Here is a 17274-nt window from a genome sequence, read left to right on the forward strand (position 1 = left end):
CCATTCCCCACTGCGGTAGCCCATGTTCGGCTACAAATTGACTATCCACGGATTCCTTTCAAGTTGGAGCAGCTTCCCAGGGTGGAAAGCATGTCTTTTTAAGTCCAGTGCGCTAGGTGCACACTTAAACATTGCTCCGTGAGCTTGCACCCAAATACACCCATTAAGGTTAGGGGAGGCTAAGCTAGGTAGCTACACATTTTGCGCCACCTTCTACCCCGTTAACGACACAAGTACTTTTGACCGAAATATTGTGGTGGCCGGAGATTGCACAGGAGATTTCAATGACTGCGAGCTTAAGTCTGGCCGAGTCTCGGCTTAACGGCTCTGCCAGCACAAATACCTTGCCAACCATTCAGCCGATTCAGGTGCGTGACCGCGTACACCCCGAAGCCCACATGTTGTTTTGGCAGTACCGTGGCGCGGCTACCATCATTGCCAGTGGAAAGCCCATTGGGCTGTGCGCGAAGCAGGCATTGTGGCTGCCCGCCGGGGTTCATCATGATATTGAGGTGGACGCAGATTCGGTGTTATTGCGAATTTTCTTTGGCGCTAAACATCTAGCCATCGCACCCGAGATGGCTTCGCCGCACATATTTCATGTGGATCAGGAGCTCGCCGGCAATCTCATGGGCTTGGTTCAAAGTGGCGATTCTTTACTTCAATCAAGCCGCGGGCTGGACCAATATGTTCTGGATCAGCTCAGCATGCAGCTTCGCACCTTGCCGTGGCCAGAGAGTCCTGCGGCCAAAGAGATTGCACAGATGCTTAACGATGACCCCGGTGACCCCCGCACTCTTCACCAACTAGCTGCGTCGGTACATGCTTCCCCGCGAACAATTGAGCGCGCATTCCTCACGGAGACCGATGAGACTTTCCAGGAATGGCGCATGCAGTCGCGCATAGCTAGGGCGAAGCAGCTTATCGCCGATGGTCTTGCCATCGACGCGGTTGCGCTACGCGTGGGCTATTCCACCGCGAGTGCCTTTGGCCGGGCGTTTAAGAAACGCACCGGCCTGTCCCCCAGCGGCTATTTCAACGAGCACGTTGAGAATTATTCGCGAAACTAATGCCAGGTTTTGAGCACTGATTCTGCTGCCCACCACCCCGGCATCCCGTGAACACCGGCTCCGGGTGGTGTAGCACCGGAGGCCATAAATAGTCCCGGCCCGAGGCGATAAGGATTAAGGGAAACGCCCGGCCGCATGACAGATTGGAGGCCCGCCATAGAACCTCCGGCAATATCACCACCAACAAGATTGGCATTCCAAGCTTCTAATTCGCACGGTGATGTGCGTGTGGCGTCTACAACTGTCTCACGAAAGCCCGGCGCGAAACGTTCGATCTGTTGTGTGATAAGTTCACGAATTTCACCAGGATAACTCTCAACATAGCCGTGCGGAACGTGCGCATAGCTCCACAGCGTCAGTCCTCGTGTCGGATCCGCGGCATACTGTTGGCAGACCATAACGAATGGGCGATCCGGCATTCGGCCAGCTGCGACTTCACGTTCAACAAAACTAATTTCATCAACAGTTCCTCCCACGTGCACGGTTGCTGCTGTACCCACCCGCGAGTCTTTCCACGGCACAGGCTCGTTGAGTAAGAAGTCCACCTTGTATACCGCCGAACCGTATTTCCACTTCTCCAAGCGCTCGCGCGCTTTCAAAGCAAGGTCGGTTCCTTTCAACTGCAAAATCTGCCGCGGGGTGAGGTTCAAGATGATGGCATCGGCAGCTGGAAGCTCCCGGAGGTCACTGATTTCAACGCCGGTGTGGATTCGGCCGCCTTTGCTATAAATGACAGAAACTAACGCATCCACGATTGCCTGAGAACCGCCTTCTGCAACTGGCCATCCCCTGCTCATCCCCAGCGCACCAAAGAGAATTCCGAAAGCTCCGGTCAATGGCCTGGCTGGTGAGGTAATTGCATGAACCGCGCTGCTCGCCAGGAGCGCACGAGCTTGTTCCGTCTTAAAGAGCGTCTTTCCTAATAGCGCTGCTGAAGCCAACGCCGGTGGACCGAATCGCAGCATGTGAACTGGATGCTTGGGGATTCGCAGCATCGAGCCCAGCAGGTTGTCCAGATGCTTATCGATATCCTGCACGACATGACCATGCAGCCTGGTCCATGCTTTTCCATCAAAGCCCAGGTCTGCAGCCGTCCGTTCAACAGAGCGCGATAAAAAGGCCGCTTCTTTTCCATCAAGCGGATGTGCCATCTCATATGGGGCATTCTTCCACTTCAGGCCATGTTCTTTAAGATTGAGTTTCTGAAATGCCAGACTAGCAACACCAAATGGATGGCCCGCAGCGCCCAGGTCCACGATTTCCCCATTAAAGAGCGATGCCGTTGAGCGTGCCGCGCCCCCAGGTGCCGGCGCAGATTCATAAATATCAACGTCCCAGCCTTCAACAAGCAGCCGCGCTGCGGCAGTAAGCCCATTAGGGCCTGCACCGACAACAACTGCGCGTGGCTGGCTGTTCATTTTCGTCCTTTTATCCGCATCACATATTCCGATAAACGAATCAAACTGATGTGTCCACGATCCTATCCGAACCTGCATTCACTGCTTGTGTTGGCCGTTGGATAACTAACACTTTGCTGCGTTGAACGCTGGAAATCTTATAGACAGCCAAATGGCAAAGCTACTTTAAGGCGACGCTACTGGTGCAATCGTCCTCGTGTACAGGGCACGGAGCTTAGTCTCTTGACGTCCTGCGACTGTGCAGCCTAATTGCAGAAGGCGCATGGCGCGCTCGGAGGCATCGACCAGCAAGTCCCGGCCATCGCGCACGGCATCTTCTAAGTCCATAGGGATGGTCATGATGGATTGCACTGCGCCAATGCCGACATCGTGAACGGTTGGTGCGCCTTCGCCCAAAGAGCCGGCAAGTCCCATCAGTGGCACGCCAGTCTTTTGGCATCGGCGTGCGATTTCTGCGGGGACCTTGCCGCGTGGGGTTTGGAAGTCAATCGCGCCCTCTGCCGTGATCACTAGGTCAGCGACGCAGATGAGTTCATCCAGGTTGCGCTCCGCTGGAAGTTGTTCCAGCAAAACATCGAAGCGTTCACCCGCGACAGCGCCCAAGGCCATCAAACCTGCACCAAGTCCACCAGAAGCACCCGAGCCAGGTCCATTGTGAAGGTCGGCGACGGGTTTGAAGGTATCGACAAGCAAATCTGCCCAACGGCTCAAACCCTCGGCTAGCTCTTTGACCTGTGCCTTCGTAGCGCCCTTTTGCGGGCCGAAGACGCGCGCAACACCGCGCTTACCGGTCAACACATTGTGGCGGTTACACGCCATGGTGATGGTGACATCACGCAGCCGTGGGTTCATCCCCGAGGTGTCCAAGCTCTTGGCGTGAACCAGGTTGGAACCACCACGTTTTACTTTCTCGGCCTTCTTATTCAAGGCCACAACACCGAGTGCTTCCAGTGCGCCCGCACCGCCATCAGAAGTGCCGGAATCACCACAGCCAACTACAATCTTTGAGCAACCATGCGCAATTATGATGTTGATGAGCTCACCAACGCCATACGTGGTGGTGGCACCTGGGTCGCGCATATCGCTGGGCACCAAGGCCAGACCCGCGCAGGATGCCATTTCCATGACACCCACGCCAGACTCCGGGAACTCAACCCAGGTGGCTTGGACCTTCTTGCCCACTGGTCCCATCACGGTTTCAGTATGGGTCACTGCGCCCTGGCGCTGCGCGAGGATGTCCACGGTGCCCTCACCACCATCGGGGACGGGGAAAGTGTCTACGCGGGAGCCAGGAAGAACACGGCGGATGCCGGCGGCAATCGCATCAGCGACTTCAATCGCTGAGAGGGATTCCTTGAATCCGGAAGGTGCAACGAGGATACGTTCAGGTGCGTACAACATGGGAAAACTCCTTTTATAGGTAGAGGTTGAGGCCAAGAGCTGGCCATATCAGCCAGGCAAATAGCGCCATGACTAGAAGGTGAATGGGAAAGAGAACCGCTGCCATGCGCATGAGTTCGCGGTTAGCAAATGGAGCGGGCTCGTGGCCGGAGAAAATGGCCAGTGGCTTTGCCGAGGACGGCAAAGTGTGGCAAAAGCCCGCTGCCACGGTGGAGATAAAAGCCACCGCCACTGGGTTAACACCCACCGCGGGTGCTGTGGCCACCACCAGTGGAATCAGCACCGCTGAGCGCGCGGAACGCGACTGGATAACCAGGTGCGCTGCGGAAGAAACAATGATGACCAATGCTACGAACACCATCGGGTTTGCTGAACCCAGGATTGCGGTAGCAAGGACATCCGCTGCGCCGGAAGACAGTAGTGCCCCGCTCATGGCGATGGTTGCTGCCATAAACAGCAGCAAGTTCCACGGAACCTGGCGGATGGTTTCTTTGAAATCCACGGTGCCCATCTGTGGCGAGCAAATCAGCAACGCCGCCAAGACCGCCACTAGTGCTGGGTCAATGCCGTGCAAGGATTCGCTAAACCACAGCGCCACTGCCGCGCCCAGAATGGCTATTGAGCGTTGCTGATCAGAAGACAAGGGCCCGATAACCGAGTCGCCAAAGTCAGCAGTGGTGAGCTGTACTTTCTCGGCGCGCTGCGCGGAGGTGGAAAACATCCGCAGCACCACTTCTGCGGAGACATGCGCCATGACCAGTGCATAGGGCAGGCCCAGCACAATCCAGCGGGTAAAGGAAATCTCCGGTAAGTCATTGGTGCCCAGAATCTGCACCGTAATGAGGTGCGCGCCAGCACCAATCAGCGATGCTGCCGCGGTAAACAACACAACGGTTGGCAATACCAAGGCCAGCACTTTCACCAGCCACTGCTGCGGTGTCGGCAGCACGCCGCGCAGCGCAATGAGTACTGGGAGGATGAGCGCTGCACGCCCACTGGTGGCAGGTACCGCGAAGGCGGTGGCTGTAATAGCCAAGGCCAGCAAATGTACCAGCCCATGCGGTGTGCTGACTCGGCGCGTTAACCACGCCGTTGCCCGCAGTGCCAGCCCGGACTGTGTCACCGCGGCGGAGAGAATGAAGGCGCCAATGAGAAGCCACGTAGTGTCATCGCCAAGCGCTGCGAAGAACTCCTCTGCGCTCAACGCATTAGCCAACACCAGGGCACTAGCTGCGCCCAGTGCCACGTAAGTATCATTCAACGTGCCAAATACCCACAGCCAAATCGCGGCGGCAAACACAGTCAGTGTGGCCTGCGCCTCCGGACTTAATGCGCTGGTCAATACCCACACCCCGGCGACTACGGCGATACCGACGGCCGTCTTCCATGAGCCTAAGTGTGGACGGGCGAACTGCCGTCCAACCTTTGGCAAAAGCCGCGGCGCAGGAGGGCTACTGCTTATTACGGTCTGCATCCCTGCTATTTGATTTCTTGCTGCTTTCGTCATGATGTTCACCTCCCGCGGGAAGTTCGAGGAGCACCGTGGTGCCAGATGAGGCATCGGCAGTCACCAGCGCGCGTCCGCCGTGGGAATCTGCCACGGTGCGCACAACGGCTGCATAGGTGGAGCTGACGGGCCATGAGATCATCGCGGCAGCCTGCTCATCATCGGCGACAAAGTCCGCGGCGGTAATCCACAGCCGGGCAGTATCACCATTGACGTGCGCACCAGCACGCAATGGCTGTTGTGCATGCGGCGCCAACATCCCGGCGATGGCACGTAGGGCATCGGCAAGCGCTGTGCGATCCACCTGTGCCGTACCGGATGCATCGAATGCCTGCGCATCAAAATCACGCGCAATCACGCCCAAGTCAGCCTGCTCAGTAGCAATACCGCGCGTGCCCGGGGCAAGCCGCGAAAGTGCCATTAATGATTCACACGTCGCACGCAGCTTCTCCGGTTGATTAATACCCTCGCGGATCTCACGCGCCGCAGCCTGCGTGACCGACTGGTTGATTCCACGAACTTCATATTCACGCACCCAAGCGTCGTTGTATGCCCTGGCTAACTCCGTGATTTCATCCGTACCATCAAAGCCCAGCCGGGTGGCTGAACCACTACGACTATCTTCGGCCGCCTGGTGCGAAACCTTCCGGATGGGTGCGAGCAAACGTCCAGTGATCAGCCACGCGAGAAACGCCGCTAGCACCAGAACCCCGGCCGCGACCAAAGCGACCACCCGCATGAGTTCAGCAATCTCGCGGTAATCCGAGTCCGTAAACCGGGCCACCATCAGCTTGACCTCTTGCGAACCCTCGCCGCCATCGACGGTGACGGTCCCCCAATGAATCGGATCGCCGTCATCGGGTACGTATACTCCCGCCGGCATGGGTGATTCGGTGGCATGTTGAATGAGCGGATCTCCCTCCGCCAAGCTGCGGCCAGCAGGACCTGGAAGTCCAACAAGCCTTCCATCAACAATTCCCACCAATGCTTCATCACGGGTTGGAATCTGCCGGGACAAGAACACCTGTAACAACCGAGTGTTTGAGGCAAAAGGTTGCGAAGTCTCCGGATCCACTCCGACTTGTGCCAGGGACCGAAACTCTTCTAGCTCCTGGATCACATCTTCATTGGCTTTCTCCGGCACAGCGCCCAGCAGCACCGTCCGCGTGGTGAGCACGATAGCCAAAAGCGAAATTGCAACTAGACCTAACAACCAGAACAACAGCCGTGAACGCGAGGAATGACGAGCCATGTCAGGCATTGCAGCCTCCCTCCATATAAGTAATCAGCACTCCAATTTGGAATGCTGACTACCGTATAAACGAAGGATGAAGCTGCCATTAGGCGTTCATTAAACAATCTTCATGTCTGATTTTTGTATCTAAGTGCGAAGCGCATCCTCAGGAGAATGGCGCGCTGCTACTCGTCTGAACTGGCAGAATGCTGCACCACATCACGCAAAGTCCCGCGCGCTTGGTCAGCAATGGCGGCGAAAGCCTCAGGCGTGTGGCCATCAATTTCGGCGCGGGTGCCAATCCAGCGGAATACTCCGTTGAGCATGTGGGTTGTCATTGCGACTTCATCATCAAGTTCTTCTTTTGAGCGCTGCGGATACTGGGAGCGCAGGCGCAAGGTGATAATTTCGTTGAGCTCACCTTCCAAAGCTTCCAGTCTTTCCATTTGTTTGGTCAGCAGCGATGGAGTCGCAGCAATGACCTTCCAGCGGTCAGAGGCGCGATGATGTGTGCGTCCCTCCGTGGGCATTGTTATCAGTGAAACGGCGTCAAGCAGCAGAGAGCCATTTGAGACTATAAACTCGCGCGCGGCCCGCTCATCCACTTCGGGGAGGTCACGGCCTAAAAGCGCATCATCTTTCGTGGGGAAATGGTTAAAGAAGGTTCGTTGGGTGACACCGACTTGTTCGCAGATCATATCGACGGTGACCTGTTCATAACCGCGTTCTAGCGCCAGATCCAAAGCAGCGTCTTCAATAGCAGTCTTGGTTGCTTCCGCGCGTGGACTGGTCATCTATGGCCTCCATCTCAATTTAAATCCCTTGCGTCTATTTTCTCAGACTACTAGGTTGGCACCTCAATTGCAGTAGGTGTACTTTGTATTTTCAGTAACTGTAATTTGAATAAAGTACATCCCCCTTCTCAAAGAGGAACCTCCCATGACAACAATGACGAAGGATGCGCCGCTACTGCTGACAAAGCGCCGTATCTGGATTATCTTCTCCGCTTTGCTGGCCGGCATGATGCTCTCTAGCTTGGACCAGACCATCGTGTCCACCGCCATGCCAACGATTGTTGGTCAGCTCGGCGGTGTTGAGCACCAGATGTGGATTACCACTGCTTATCTGCTGGCAACTACCATCGTGATGCCTATTTATGGCAAGTTCGGCGACGTGCTCGGCCGACGCAACTTGTTCTTGCTGGCTATTGCACTGTTTACCCTGGCGTCCGTCGGCTGTGCATTTTCCGGTGATTTCTGGACCTTTGTTATCTTCCGCGCCATTCAGGGCCTCGGCGGCGGTGGCTTGATGATTTTGTCGCAGGCGATTATCGCAGACATTGTTCCCGCGAGCGAACGCGGTAAGTACATGGGCCCCATGGGCGCGGTCTTCGGTATCTCCGCTGTTGCCGGCCCCCTGCTCGGCGGCTACTTTGTGGACCACCTGACCTGGCAGTGGGCATTTTACATAAACATCCCAATCGGCATCATCGCCTTCTTTATCGGTGTTTTCGCGCTACAACTGCCAACGCATAAGGCAACCAAGCGCATTGACTGGCTCGGCGTTCTCTTCTTGTCTGCGGCGACTACCTGCTTGATCATGTTCACTGACTTTGGTGGCAACGCCAACCACGGTTGGGATACGGTCTCCACATGGATGTGGGGCGCGGGCATGGCCATCGCGGTGACTATCTTCGTGTTCGTGGAGTCCCGCGCGGAAGATCCAATCATTCCGCTGTCGCTGTTCCGCAACAAGCTCTTCCTCATCACCGCCGGCATTGGTTTCACCCTTGGCATTGCGATGTTCGCAGCACTGGGCTTTATGCCAACCTTCCTGCAGATGGCTTCCGGCACGTCTGCTGCGGAGTCAGGCTTGTTGATGATTCCAATGATGGCTGGCTTGATGCTGACCTCGATTGTTTCCGGTTTGTGGGTGGCCAAGAGCGGCAAGTACAAGATGTACCCAATTATCGGCATCATCCTTGCCATCGCGGCGCTGTTCGCCATGACCACGTTGTCGGCGGAGACCCCAATCTGGCTGATTTGTGCCTACCTGGCACTCTTCGGCGCGGGCCTGGGCTTTGTCATGCAGATCATCGTCCTCGTTGCTCAGAACTCTGTCCCTGCGGATACCGTTGGTACCGCAACCAGTACGAACAACTACTTCCGTGAGGTCGGTGCGTCTTTGGGCACCGCAGTCTTTGGCGCTTACTTCACCGCACGGTTGGCAGAGCGGCTTAACGATGTCTTCACCGGCTCCGGCCTCGACGCCTCCCAAGCTGCCGATGCAACCGCAACCATTGACCCGCAAACGCTGAGCACCCTGCCTGAGCAGGTGCAGAACGGGATCGTTGCCGCCTACGCCGACTCCCTGGCACCAGTGTTCTGGTACGTCATCCCATTCCTGGTTCTGGCGCTTATCTTCGCATTCTTCCTCAAGGAAATCCCGCTCCAAACCGAGTCCGGCCTCGTTGCCCGCGGCGAAGCCATCGGCGGCGAAGAAGCCGAACGCCTCGAAGCCGAGCAGCGCGCCGAAGCCCAAACCGCTTCCAACGCCTCCGCCACCCCGACTTCGAACGACGACGGCAAACTCAGCTCGTAATCTCCTTTGAGCACGCCGTTACTCGGCACGCTTAACAATCTTGGACGCCAGTGCTTCATCCAGCACGGCGTCCATTCCTGTATTAAGACGCACCGGCATTCCAGAAATGAGAATTGCAATGGGTTCATAGCCTTGAAGCCAGCATCTGAAGTTCAACTCCCCAAGAGTGATGATCTCCTCTGCACTGAAGGTTTTCTCTCCTCGCATGAGCTTGGCAAAGACGTCATGTGCATTGCTTGCTAGAAGTAAGAGTTCAAGGTCCGCACGAGCATCATGAACATCGGCTGTATGCCAGCGCCGATGGGGTTCAACTTCACTCGGTATTACAGACATGACTTCATCAGTCAATTCGCCCTCGCGATTTGTCATGTTTGCTCCCCAATTCGTAGTCCTCGTCAATTGGAGCAAGCGTAGCGCGAGCACAGGCTCGTGGATAGATCGAAAATAGCCACAGTCGGCATTTCTACTGACTGTGGCTATTTTGTAATTGGTAGCGGGGGCAGGATTCGAACCTACGACCTCTGGGTTATGAGCCCAGCGAGCTACCGAGCTGCTCCACCCCGCGACGAATGAACTTTACGTTCACCTGCGCTTTGCTTGAAGTTCAAGCGTTGGCGACTTGCTCAACTATACACACGGGTGGGAAAAGACCCAAATCAACGGAAGAACAGGGACAGAGCAGTGATGGATTCGGATTCTTAATTTCAGACCGTCGTTGCACCATTTCTAGTCGGAGGTAGTGCAATGAATAACCGTCCTAGTGGTCCGTTCCACTCGTTGTCGGATGCAGATAAAGAAGGTCTTCGCGACTTGCTCGGTCAGGGGATGAGTCTACGTCAGGCAGTGTTGCGTTTGGGTTGCAATCGCAGGCATGCATGGTTTTATGCCCATGCTGAAGAACTGATCGATTATCGTCCTCGTGTTGTTGACGAACAGCGCGTATTACGGGCATTGGAATTAGTTCGTGCTGGTATCCCCGTTTATGCTGCTGCTAGGCAACTAGGGATCTCAGATACTGTTTTGCGTAATCGCGCGACAAAGCAAGGCCTTGTCAGTCCCGTATCTTGGCCACAGCGCAGAATCAACAACACTAATCTGCGGGTGGACTACCTGCGTTTGCGCCTGGCTGGCCTGCCGAAAAAGTCTGCTGCGTCTGCCATCGAGATTTGTATACGAACAGCGACTTCTTTCGAAAGCGGCTTAGAAAACTATGGTGAGCCGCCCCGCAATAGCTTTGTTTCTGCAGGCCCTTTGGCGAAAGTGTATAACAAGCTTATGAACCGCCTTTTGCAGGTCAACGCAGCTATCGAGCCTTATCGCAGGCCGGAGCCCAAACTGCCACCTGGCACCGACCCGTATAAGCCGATTAGCTCACGGTATCTATCCCACCTAGACCGCGTGACGATAGCTGACTTATACCGGGAAGGTCTTGGCGTACGAGAGATAGCCCGCAAACTTCACAGGTCGCATTCTTCTATTAGCCGCGAGCTTCGCCGCAATCACAGTGCTGAAGGTCCTTATCGTCCAGAAGCTGCACAATTGAAAGCTGTAGCACGCAGGGCTCGTCCACAGTTGGGAAAGCTGGTGGCATCGCCACGATTGCGTAATTATGTTGTGGAAAAGCTGCAGGCACAATGGTCACCAGAAGAAATTGCTGGGCGTATCCGGCATGACTATCCGGATGATCAGGAGATGCGAGTGAGCCATGAAACCATCTATGAAGCGTTTTACCTAGAAGCGAAGGGTCGACTCAAAGACGAAGGACTGACACTTCCCACCGGACGAGTACGTCGACGCAAGCGCACTAGCCCACGCGAAGATAAAGCTAATGACCGGTTTGTCGACAAGATGATTCTGATTGATGAGCGCCCAGACGAAGTCGATGAACGCGTCATCCCCGGGCATTGGGAAGGCGACCTCATCTTAGGAGCGCACAACAAGTCCGCGATTATCACCTTGGTTGAGCGCGTCAGCCGATTCGTTGTCTTAGGTCATTTACCAGGCCGTCATGATTCCATGGCTGTGTTGCAGTCGTTGACCGCGTCGGTGCAGAACCTGGATAAATCAATATGGTCATCAATAACGTGGGACCAGGGATCGGAAATGGCTGGCCATAAAGCCTTTAGTATGGCCACTGATATTCAAATCTATTTCGCACATCCTGGTTCACCGTGGGAGCGAGGTAGTAACGAAAACACCAACGGAAGGCTGCGGCGCAACCTTCCGAAATCATCTGACCTGTCACAATACTCTGCTGAAGACCTAGAAATGATAGCCAATATCCACAACCACAAACCCAGGAAAATCCTGGGCTGGAAAACACCAGCCGAAGTCATGGCACAAGCACTCAAAGAAACCGGTAGCATCACCTAAATACACATTAACCGGTGCAACGACGCCTAGAATTCAAGATTCGGTCTAGATCAGTAAAAGCACCAGCCCATTGGGTTGGTGCTTTTACTGTGCTGTGTGAGACTACAGCCCTAGTCTCACAGGCGTTGTTGCCAGATTATTCGGCTGGCTGCTCAGCAGGAGTCTGAAGGTCCTGGAATTGCTGGACGGCACTGTCCAACTCATCCAATGCGCGGCCGTACTCCTCGTGGGAGCCGTCGCGGGCATCTTCCAGACCAGTCAACGCGTCGTTGATAGCGTTCATAGCTTCCTCAGCGTTTTCAGGCAATGGAGCGGCTGGGGTGTCATCCTCAGCTGGTGCTTCATCAGCAGGCTGCTCATCGGCGTCCGTATCGGTGCCGGCATCGCCGCCATCATCAACAACCTCGATGTCCTGAACTGCGTCGGAATCAATACCCACCTGCTCAAGCGCGGCATCCACGGTTGGTGCATAACCAACGCGGCCCTTGTAGGAAACCAGAACACGCAGCAGCTTCGGGAAGGCCGAAGCCTGGTCCTTACGCTGCGAGTAAATCGGCTCCATGTACAGAATTTCACCGCCGCCTACTGGCAAGGCCAGCAAGTTACCATTATGCAGGTCGTTCGATCCACGCCACAACGTCATATCTCGTGCCACCTGATCCGAAGACATCATGGCATCCTGCGCCTGCTTCGGACCCTGAGTCTGAGTATTGGTTGGCAGAACGCGAACAGTGATTTCGCCGTAGCTGTCAGGATCCGAGGATGCAGTCATGTGAGCAGACAAGAACTCACGGGACAGACCACGGAAGGAAGTAATCAGCTGGAAGGTTGGTTCACCGGTCTCAGGCTCAGCGGCCACAACGTAGTACGGAGGCTGGTCCAGGTTCTCTTGGTCAGCACCGGTTGGGTCAGCTGGGACAGACCAGAAGGCGTCGTTGTTGAAGAAGACGTTTGGATCATCGACGTGGTAACGCGCCAGGATTGAACGCTGCACCTTGAACATGTCCTGTGGGTAGCGGAAGTGAGCACGCAGCTCATCAGAAATCTCAGACTCAGGCTTCACAACGTCCGGGAATACACCCTCCCAAGCCTTTAGCACCGGGTCCTCGGTGTCGAACTCGAAGATTTCCACGCTGCCGTCATAAGCATCGACGGTAGCCTTAACGGAGTTACGGATGTAGCCAACCTCATCAGAAATCAGACGCTGCTGGGTACCTTCAGCATTCAATGCATCGGCGGTAGCCTCAGTCAGGTTCTCACCCTGCGAGTAAGGGAAACGGTCGAGGGTGGTGTAGCCGTCCACAATCCACTTGATGCGGCCATCAACCACAGCTGGGTAGGTCTCAGAGTCAGTGGTCAACCAAGGAGCAACCTTTTCCACACGCTCACGTGGGTCACGGTCGTAGAGAATCTTCGATTCAGAACCAACGCGGTCGGACAGAATCAGGTTCATTTCCTGGTAGCGCAAAGCGTAAGCAGCACGGTCAAACATGTTGCCAATGTCCACGCCGCCCTCACCGTCATAGGTGAAGCTGGAGTTATCAGTATCAAACTCCACTGGGCCGTTGCCGGTGTCACCAACGATGGCGTAATCCGCACCATCATCAGCAGAAGCGGTCACTGGGCCGTAGTAGATACGAGGTTGGTCCACGTGAATGCCCAACTCGGACTCAGCATCTAGGGTCTCGCCTTCGCCTTCAGCTTCTTCGCCGGCCTGGGTCTGCAGGTCAGAAACGTTAAAGACTGGGAAGCCACCGCGGGTAGAGCCTGCATCCTGTGCAACCTCATCAACGCGGTTTGCCTGTGCAGCAACAAAGCCGTTGCCGTGGGTGTAAACGGTGTGGCGGTTAATCCAGTTCAGCTGGTTCTCACGCAGTGCGTTCGGGTCAACCTCACGCGCAGCAACAACGAAGTCGCGCAGATCACCATCAACCATGTAGCGGTCCATGGACAAAGTCTTAGCGAAGCCGTAGAAGTTACGCAGTTGCTGCATCTGGGTAAAGGTAGGGGACAAAATGTCCGGATCCAGAAGGCGCAGGTTAGAAATCGTTGCTTCATCGGCAGCGACTGCTTCATCGGAAGTTTCTTCCGCGCCCCAGTCCTCGATGTAGGTCACTTCTTCATCAGTAAGCCCATATGCGTAACGAGTTGATTCAATATTGCGAGCAATCGATTCAGCTTCTTTCGCGGAACGATTTGGCTGAACGGAGAAACGCTCCATCAAAATTGGCCATGCGCCACCAATCACAATGCCGGAAACCAGCATCAACACAACGGCAAGTGCTGGGATGCGCAAGTCCTTGAGCACAATCGCGGCGAAGAAAGCTACCGCAACGAACACACCGATGACCATCAAAATGATCTTTGCTGGAAGCTGTGCGTTCAAGTCGGTGTAAGAAGCACCGGAGAACATGTCATTGGAGTTGTACAGCAGCGCGTAGCGCTGCAGCCAGTAGTCCACTACCTTCAGCAGCATCCAGATACCGGCGGTGACTGCCAGCTGAATACGAGCAGGCTTAGACAAAGAACCCTTGATGCCCGCAGCCTGGTTGCCAATGCGGATGCCGCCCAGAACGTAGTGGCCGACTAGTGCGATGAGCAGGGCCACCAAGGTCAGCATGGACAAGGTGGAGACAATCAGCTGGAAGACAGGCAGCTGGAATGCGTAGAAACCGTAGTCCAGTCCGAACTGTGGGTCGGTCTCACCGAAGTCGGTGCCGTTGACAAACAGCAGGATGCTGCGCCATGAGCTTTGCAGCAAAAAGCCCGTCATCAAACCGATGATCAGTGGCAGCACCTTGAGGAAGGTGCCAACAGACTTTTCAATTGCTTGACGGTATTGGTAGACCGGCGAGTTCAAGTCGCCCAAGTCCATGTCGTCGGGCCGGCCACGCCACACGAAGTATCCAGCCAGCCACACAACAGCGGCGGCGACCAGCGCGGTCACGAGGAACAGGACTACTCGTGCAATGATTGCGGTGTTGAAAACCCCGCGGTAGTCAATTGCGCCAAACCACTTCCAGTCGGTATACACTCCAACGAACAATGGTCCGATGAAAAGTATTACTGCGATGATGCCGAGCACCCACGCTAAAATGCGGGGCGGTCGTTTCATAGGGGCGGAGGGTTGGGCTGTATGTGAAACCAACGCCAGCTCCAATCAATATCGTGTGCCAAAATTGTCTATTAGTTGGCCAATTTTACGGCCAGTACCATCTAGCTAACGAACGAGGTTGCTCATGAGTTCCCCAGGTTTTAATCAACAAGCTCTTAACAAAGCGATGATGGAAGCCGTGGACTTTGTTCACGCGGAGGGCTGGGAGGCTCCCCCTACACTTTTCGCGTTGGTTCCTACGGCTTTAGTTGTTGATCAAATTGACTTGGATGATGATTCCGCGCCGCTGACCTTGGTTGTTCAGGATAATCTTCCGGATAATATCCAGCCGGGCTCCGAAGAGTTGGCGGATTATGTCTCTCGTATTGCGTGGCCTCATCAGGTTGAGGGTGCGGTGTTGGCGCAAGAAATTATGTTCAAGGACACATCTTCTACTGATACTGAGCCTCGTCCTGCCAGACTCTTTTCAGGCTGTTTGCGGGAAGAAGGCTTAGAGCAAACTGTGTTGCAGATTCGTCCAACGGAGCAAGAGCTTGCCGATGCCGGGCCGTTCGCCGAAGACGACGTCCAACTACGGGGCGGTCCGAATGTAGCCCCGGGTGTTGTAGCAGCGCTTCGTTATGGTCTGGAGCAAGACCCGGATGATTTGCTGTAATTAATTCGTCTAGACTGTAAAAGGCTAAAATTTCACGCACTACATGAGGAGTAGGTTCCGTGCTTAAATCCCGCAAGCCGCGCATCATGCAACTAACTGGCGCAGTATTCTTAGCAGCCACTCTTGTTGCGTGCGGCAACACTGAAGAACCTGCTCCTGAGCCCGCACCGGAGACTTCCACCGTCACTGAGAACACGGAAGAAACTTCCGAGACCTCGGAAGAGTCCACGTCCTCAGAAACCGAGTCCAGCACAGAAACCTCTGAGTCGGAGTCGGAGTCTGCAACCGCTGAACCTTCTGAGTCAGAATCTGAAGAACCAACGGAGACGACATCGGCTAGCTCCGGCAGCATCAGCGAAGATGTTGAAGATGCCTATGAAATCTTCGGCTCCATTGCCCCGCGTGAGCTTTTTGAAAAGTTTGATTCTTGTGACCCAGTGGGCAATGAGAACAACTACAACTGCTCTGGCCCAGAAGTAGGCCAGATCCAGTTCTCCAAGTCTTCCAACCGCGCGACCCAGACCACCCAGGTGCTCACTGAGCTGCGCAGCTCCACTGTCTTGGAAGACAGCGGCGACCGCGTTGTTGGCTGGTCCACCCTCGGTAGCACCGCTGTGCTGACCGTCGTGGACAACAACGAGGGCCTCGTGGTCCAGCAGATGCTGTCAACCGATCAGGAAGATCCAGAAGACCGCCTCATTGAGCTGGGGCTCTACACCCCGTAAAATTCTTGGAGCAAAGCTCAGAATTTTACGTTTTAATGCGAAGAGCTCAGAATTTTACGAATAGTGAATGGGGTGAGCTTTGCTCTAAGGCTATTCCGAACAGGTGCGGACTTCCTCACCGTTGGCGAAATCGTCCATGGCTTGGACTGCGTCGTCGAGGGTTTCAACAGACGCGATGACCATGTCGCCGCTATCGCGGCTGGTGGCGGCTTCGCAGTTCGCGGCCGGTGCGAGGAACAATTCCGCACCGGCTTCTTTTGATGCCTCAATCTTGTGCTCAATGCCGCCGATTGGCCCCACGGTGCCGTCTTCAGAGATGGTGCCGGTGCCTGCAACGAAGTGACCGCCAGTGAGGTCTTCTTCAGTCAGCTTGTCAATCACCGCGAGTGAGAACATCATGCCGGCCGAGGGGCCGCCGACATCTTGCAGGTTGTAGGTGACATTCATGCCATCACGTGGTGCGGATGTCATGGTTACGCCCAGCAAAGGCACGCTTGCATCATCAGGGTGTTCACCCAAGCTCACGGTTTCTTCGCGTTCTTCGCCGTTGTTTTCTAGCGTCAACGTGACTTCATCGCCAGGCGCCTTGGCGCGAATGAGCTCTTGTACTTCTGCTGGTTCAGAAACATCCTGACCATCAACGGCGAGGACTACATCCTCAGGCTTAACCACATCGAAGGCTGCAGATTCTTCCATCACCCCGGCCACGACAACGTGGACGGGGATATCCAGGTAATCCATGGCGGTGACCGTCGCGGCGGCTTCAGATTGGACGAAGGCCTGCTGGTTCGCTACCTTCATGTCCTCGGAGCTAGTGCCCGTTGGGATGACGGTTTCGAGCGGAACAATGGTGTCATCGGTAGTAAGCCAACGCCCGATTGCCTGCGACAGTGACATATTGGTGCGTACCGCCACCGTCGTCATGTTCAGCTGCCCTGAGGTCTCATAGGTCTCAGCGCCTTCGATTTCAACGACGTCTAGCCCGTCAACATTTGAAAGTGTATCGACGGTTGGTCCCGGCCCCTGCGCCGCATAAGGCACAGTGAGAGAAATTTCTGTTCCTGGGATGTGGTCAATGCTCATTAACCCACCGAGCAGCACGATGGGCACTGCGCCCAAGGCCAGGGTGGTTAATCTGCGGTTCGACGGTGTACTCACGCCAAAATACTCTACCC

13 protein-coding genes and 1 tRNA gene are annotated in these 17274 nt (G+C 55.3%); 5 read left to right on the forward strand and 9 right to left on the reverse strand.

Features of this window, described 5'->3' with window-relative positions:
- Nucleotides 1-284: 284 nt before the first annotated feature.
- A complete protein-coding gene (locus CCASEI_RS14500; protein WP_025387958.1) occupies nt 285-1070 on the forward strand; it encodes an AraC family transcriptional regulator in 786 nt (261 codons plus the stop codon).
- On the opposite strand, the gene CCASEI_RS10515 is transcribed toward CCASEI_RS14500, so the two are convergent.
- The 5 genes from CCASEI_RS10515 to CCASEI_RS14505 form a co-directional block, all read right to left on the reverse strand.
- The gene (locus tag CCASEI_RS10515; RefSeq protein WP_006821871.1) at nt 1067-2488 is read right to left on the reverse strand and encodes a phytoene desaturase family protein; all 1422 of its coding nucleotides are present in this window, start codon (nt 2486-2488) and stop codon (nt 1067-1069) included. The two genes, CCASEI_RS14500 and CCASEI_RS10515, sit on opposite strands and share 4 nt — an antisense overlap.
- A gap of 165 nt (nt 2489-2653) precedes the next feature.
- Nucleotides 2654-3889 (reverse strand): glycerate kinase family protein, encoded by a 1236-nt coding sequence (locus CCASEI_RS10520; protein WP_006821872.1) that lies wholly within the window; start codon nt 3887-3889, stop codon nt 2654-2656.
- 13 nt (nt 3890-3902) lie between these two features.
- Nucleotides 3903-5363 carry an SLC13 family permease gene (locus tag CCASEI_RS10525; protein WP_035094351.1) on the reverse strand — a complete coding sequence of 487 codons (1461 nt, stop codon included), beginning with the start codon at nt 5361-5363 and terminating at the stop codon, nt 3903-3905.
- Nucleotides 5341-6657, reverse strand: coding sequence for a HAMP domain-containing protein (locus tag CCASEI_RS10530; RefSeq protein ID WP_025387960.1), 1317 nt, complete (start codon nt 6655-6657; stop codon nt 5341-5343). Before CCASEI_RS10530 ends, CCASEI_RS10525 begins: the two co-directional genes overlap by 23 nt.
- 158 nt (nt 6658-6815) lie before the next feature.
- Nucleotides 6816-7424, reverse strand: coding sequence for a TetR/AcrR family transcriptional regulator (locus tag CCASEI_RS14505; RefSeq protein WP_006821875.1), 609 nt, complete (start codon nt 7422-7424; stop codon nt 6816-6818).
- Nucleotides 7425-7569: 145 nt separating this feature from the next.
- On the opposite strand from CCASEI_RS14505, the gene CCASEI_RS10540 reads away from it, so the two are divergent.
- Complete coding sequence (locus CCASEI_RS10540; protein ID WP_006821876.1) at nt 7570-9231, forward strand: MDR family MFS transporter; 1662 nt, start codon at nt 7570-7572, stop codon at nt 9229-9231.
- An 18-nt stretch (nt 9232-9249) separates the two neighbouring features.
- Here the strand turns inward: CCASEI_RS10540 and CCASEI_RS14805 are convergent, their stop codons facing one another.
- Both CCASEI_RS14805 and CCASEI_RS10550 read right to left on the reverse strand, forming a co-directional pair.
- Complete coding sequence (locus CCASEI_RS14805; RefSeq protein ID WP_006821877.1) at nt 9250-9600, reverse strand: hypothetical protein; 351 nt, start codon at nt 9598-9600, stop codon at nt 9250-9252.
- Between the two features lie 119 nt (nt 9601-9719).
- Nucleotides 9720-9796: transfer RNA gene (locus CCASEI_RS10550), tRNA-Met, on the reverse strand.
- A gap of 179 nt (nt 9797-9975) precedes the next feature.
- Between CCASEI_RS10550 and CCASEI_RS10555 the strand changes: the two genes are divergently transcribed.
- Nucleotides 9976-11604 carry an IS30 family transposase gene (locus CCASEI_RS10555; RefSeq protein WP_025387961.1) on the forward strand — a complete coding sequence of 543 codons (1629 nt, stop codon included), beginning with the start codon at nt 9976-9978 and terminating at the stop codon, nt 11602-11604.
- A 136-nt stretch (nt 11605-11740) separates the two neighbouring features.
- On the opposite strand, the gene CCASEI_RS10560 is transcribed toward CCASEI_RS10555, so the two are convergent.
- On the reverse strand, nt 11741-14719 hold the full coding sequence (locus CCASEI_RS10560) for a UPF0182 family protein (protein ID WP_025387962.1): 2979 nt from the start codon (nt 14717-14719) through the stop codon (nt 11741-11743).
- 124 nt (nt 14720-14843) lie between these two features.
- On the opposite strand from CCASEI_RS10560, the gene CCASEI_RS10565 reads away from it, so the two are divergent.
- Together CCASEI_RS10565 and CCASEI_RS10570 are read left to right on the forward strand one after the other, a co-directional pair.
- Nucleotides 14844-15374 carry a PPA1309 family protein gene (locus CCASEI_RS10565; protein WP_006822020.1) on the forward strand — a complete coding sequence of 177 codons (531 nt, stop codon included), beginning with the start codon at nt 14844-14846 and terminating at the stop codon, nt 15372-15374.
- Nucleotides 15375-15433: 59 nt separating this feature from the next.
- On the forward strand, nt 15434-16099 hold the full coding sequence (locus CCASEI_RS10570; protein ID WP_006822019.1) for a hypothetical protein: 666 nt from the start codon (nt 15434-15436) through the stop codon (nt 16097-16099).
- A gap of 90 nt (nt 16100-16189) precedes the next feature.
- Here CCASEI_RS10570 and CCASEI_RS10575 read toward each other — a convergent pair whose 3' ends face one another.
- Nucleotides 16190-17257, reverse strand: coding sequence for a YlbL family protein (locus tag CCASEI_RS10575; protein WP_025387963.1), 1068 nt, complete (start codon nt 17255-17257; stop codon nt 16190-16192).
- Nucleotides 17258-17274: the final 17 nt, after the last annotated feature.

Source organism: Corynebacterium casei LMG S-19264 (genome assembly GCF_000550785.1).
Classification (GTDB): domain Bacteria; phylum Actinomycetota; class Actinomycetes; order Mycobacteriales; family Mycobacteriaceae; genus Corynebacterium; species Corynebacterium casei.